Source organism: Arsukibacterium sp. (genome assembly GCF_036735525.1).
In the GTDB taxonomy this organism is placed as follows: domain Bacteria; phylum Pseudomonadota; class Gammaproteobacteria; order Enterobacterales; family Alteromonadaceae; genus Alishewanella.
In genome coordinates, this window is record NZ_DAINOE010000166.1 from 1 (window position 1) to 2,970 (window position 2,970).

2 protein-coding genes are annotated in these 2,970 nt (G+C 45.7%); one reads left to right on the top strand and one right to left on the bottom strand.

What is annotated here, in order from left to right; translation table 11 throughout:
• Positions 1-66: 66 nt before the first annotated feature.
• Positions 67-1,407: a RimK family protein gene (locus V7D78_RS16700; protein WP_333609586.1), complete on the bottom strand. Its 1,341-nt coding sequence runs from the start codon at positions 1,405-1,407 to the stop codon at positions 67-69.
• 288 nt (positions 1,408-1,695) lie between these two features.
• Here V7D78_RS16700 and V7D78_RS16705 point away from each other — a divergent pair, with 288 nt between their 5' ends.
• Complete coding sequence (locus V7D78_RS16705) at positions 1,696-2,832, top strand: GNAT family N-acetyltransferase/peptidase C39 family protein (protein ID WP_333609585.1); 1,137 nt, start codon at positions 1,696-1,698, stop codon at positions 2,830-2,832.
• Positions 2,833-2,970 lie beyond the last annotated feature (138 nt).

Genomic DNA, 2,970 nt, shown 5'->3' on the forward strand with positions numbered 1-2,970 from the left:
GAGAGTTCGAGTCTCTCCATCTGCACCAAATTAACCGGCCCAGGCCGGTTTTTTTACGCCTCCCATTTACCGTTTTAGTTCAATGCGACGGATAAAGTCTTCGACTAAGATATCGTATAACTTATTGCCCAGATGCAAGTCCTCCACACCATCATCGATATTCGGGTTGTCGTTTACTTCTATAACATACACCTTATCGCCATCTTGTTTGACATCGACACCATATAAGCTATCACCAATAGGTGCGCAGGCACGAATAGCCGCATCCAGCACATGGGCAGGCACTTCATTTACTGCGCAAGTACTAAAGCCGCCGCTTTCCGTTTTGGCTTTACTATGTTTGTAAATTTGCCAGTGGTTGCGTGCCATAAAGTATTTGCAGGCAAATATCGGTTGGCCGTTTAATACGCCAATACGCCAGTCGTACTCGGTAAAGGTGTAGCGCTGTGCCAGGATAATAGCGCTTTGCTCAAACAAGGTGGCCAGGGTAGAGCGTAATTCGGTGAGGGTTTTCACTTTAATAACCCCACGAGAAAAACTACCATCGGGAATTTTTAATACCAGGGGTAAGCCGAGGCTATCGGCTGCGCGCTCTAAATTGTCTTCATCTTGTTTAAACAGCATCAGGCCATCAGGCATTGGCACCTTGTGCTGTTCAAACAAGGTTTGCAGATACACTTTATTACCACAGCGTAAAATGGAACTGGGATCATCCACGACCGCCAAGCCTTCGCGCTCGGCTTTTTGGGCCATATGAAAGGTGTGGTGATTTACTGCGGTGGTTTCCCGGATAAACAAGCCATCAAATTCAGCTATGCGGTGAATATCTCTGGCCGTAATCTGCTCGACATCCATGGCCGCCTTTTTTGCTGCCCGGACAAACAACTCCAGTGACTTAGGGGTGCAGGGCGGAAACTTTTCTTTCGGATCGACCAATACGGCCAAGTCATATTTAAATTTACGATTGCTTGGCTCCAGCCGCCAGATTTTGTGGCTGTATTTCTCCAGAATATTGCCAAACAGGCTTTGCTCGGTCTCTGTCAGTTTATGTACACTGCCGATTTTCAGCGTTTTTACCTGCCAGCTAGTTTTTTTCTGTAGTTCAACCCTTAGGATCGGAACAGGGAAGGCTTCAAACAGGAAGGAGGCTACCTTTTTTAATGCTTTATGTTCGGTTTCACCGAAGTAAATATTAAAGGTTAATTGAGTGGCGACTTCCTCCGTCAGCGCTTTATTCAATTGTTGTAGCAGCGCAAGCGGCACCTCATCGGCGATATCGGCAATTTCATGACGGTTAAATTTGTTAAAAGCCCGCACGGAAGGCATCACATGATGGCCACGTGCCTCGGCCAGCAACGAACAATAATAGCCACTTCCCAGATAATGTGACTGGCGGCACAGGTTAATGACTCTTACCCTTGCTTTTGTTTAGCTGACCATTTTAAGTAGGCTGGCAAGCTCATTACGCCGTCATACTGGTGAAAGGGCGCCCAATCCTGAGCTTTATCTACTATTATTATCAATTTAGCCATGTTACCTCCTGTTAGTGGGTCAAGCCTGACTGATTAGGGTATTAAATGACAGTGAATTATTTTTCAGCATAGCATCAGAATTTCTTACTGGCATTTCAATTGGATAACTGTTGTGATGCTACAGTAACTTTTGCAGCCAAATACTTAAAGGAAAAACCGGTAAATGACTGAGCTATCAGCAACGTCAGGACTTAACACTACTATAGTGCTCAGAGCAGCAGTGCTGGCTGATGTGTCAGCACTGCTGTTAATAGAGCAACAGTGTTTTAGTTCCGACCGGCTTAGCGTTCGCAGCTTCCGCCGTTTTATCACAGAGAAACGTAGTGATTTAACCGTACTGGAAATAGCGGGCAAGCTTGCCGGTTACTTTTTACTGATCTATCGACGCGGTACCAGTTTGGCAAGGTTATATTCCATTGCGGTTGACCCTGCATTTCGTCAGCGCGGGCTGGCTGAAAAACTGCTGCTTGCAGCAGAGCAGCAAGCTGCTGACCGGCGATGCGCTTTACTGCGCCTTGAGGTGCGAAAAGATAATGTGCCGGCAATAAAGTTGTATCAAAAGCTGCAGTACCATGAGTTTGCAGTTAAACACGATTTTTACGAAGATCACTCCGATGCCATCTGTATGCAGAAACAGGTTATTCAGTTTAACAGTCGTTCAGTCGCCCGTCAGGTGCCGTACATAGCCCAAACTACGCCTTTTACTTGTGGACCCGCCAGCTTATTAATGGCTTTTAACTATTTTAAACCTGGCTTATTTGACCCTTATCAGCTGGAAATTGAGCTATGGCGCGAAGCGACCACCATCTTTATGACCAGTGGCCATGGCGGTTGTGGCCCGCGAGGGTTAGCGCTTGCCGCCAAACGCAGAGGTTTTGACGTAGAGGTGTATCTGAATAATGATGGCCTGCTGTTTGGTGATAGTGTGCGTAGTGAAGTAAAAAAAGCCGTATTGCAGAGGGTGCATAACTCTTTCAAGCAGCAAACCGAGCAACAAGGCATAGCTGTGCACCATTCTGAGTTGTCAATCAATGCTATTAAGCAACACTTACAGCAAGGGAAGTTAATTATTGCCTTAATCAGCACCTGGCAGTTTGATAAGAGTAAGGCGCCACATTGGGTTGTACTCTGTGCTGCTGATGAGCACTTTATTTATATCAATGATCCAGATACTGATGATATTCCCTGGCTATCGACGGCCGAGCGGCAATATATCCCCATCGAGTACAAAATTTTCAGTAAGGCTTTTAGCTATGGTAAAAAACGTCTTAAAGCTGCACTGATCATCAGTAGTAGCTAAAAGCGCTACTGAATTGTATTAATTTTGGCTAAATTGTCTGCTTTGTATGCAATCAGTTCTGCGAAGCAAGTTTTAATTAAATTACCCCTTGCAGCCTTGCTAAAACCCCCTATAATGCGCGCCATGCCAAGGGGTGCT

Bases quoted from the DNA above. Each gene is read 5' to 3' on its own strand.
- V7D78_RS16705 (WP_333609585.1), top strand. From the start codon at position 1,696: ATGACTGAGCTATCAGCAACGTCAGGACTTAACACTACTATAGTGCTC.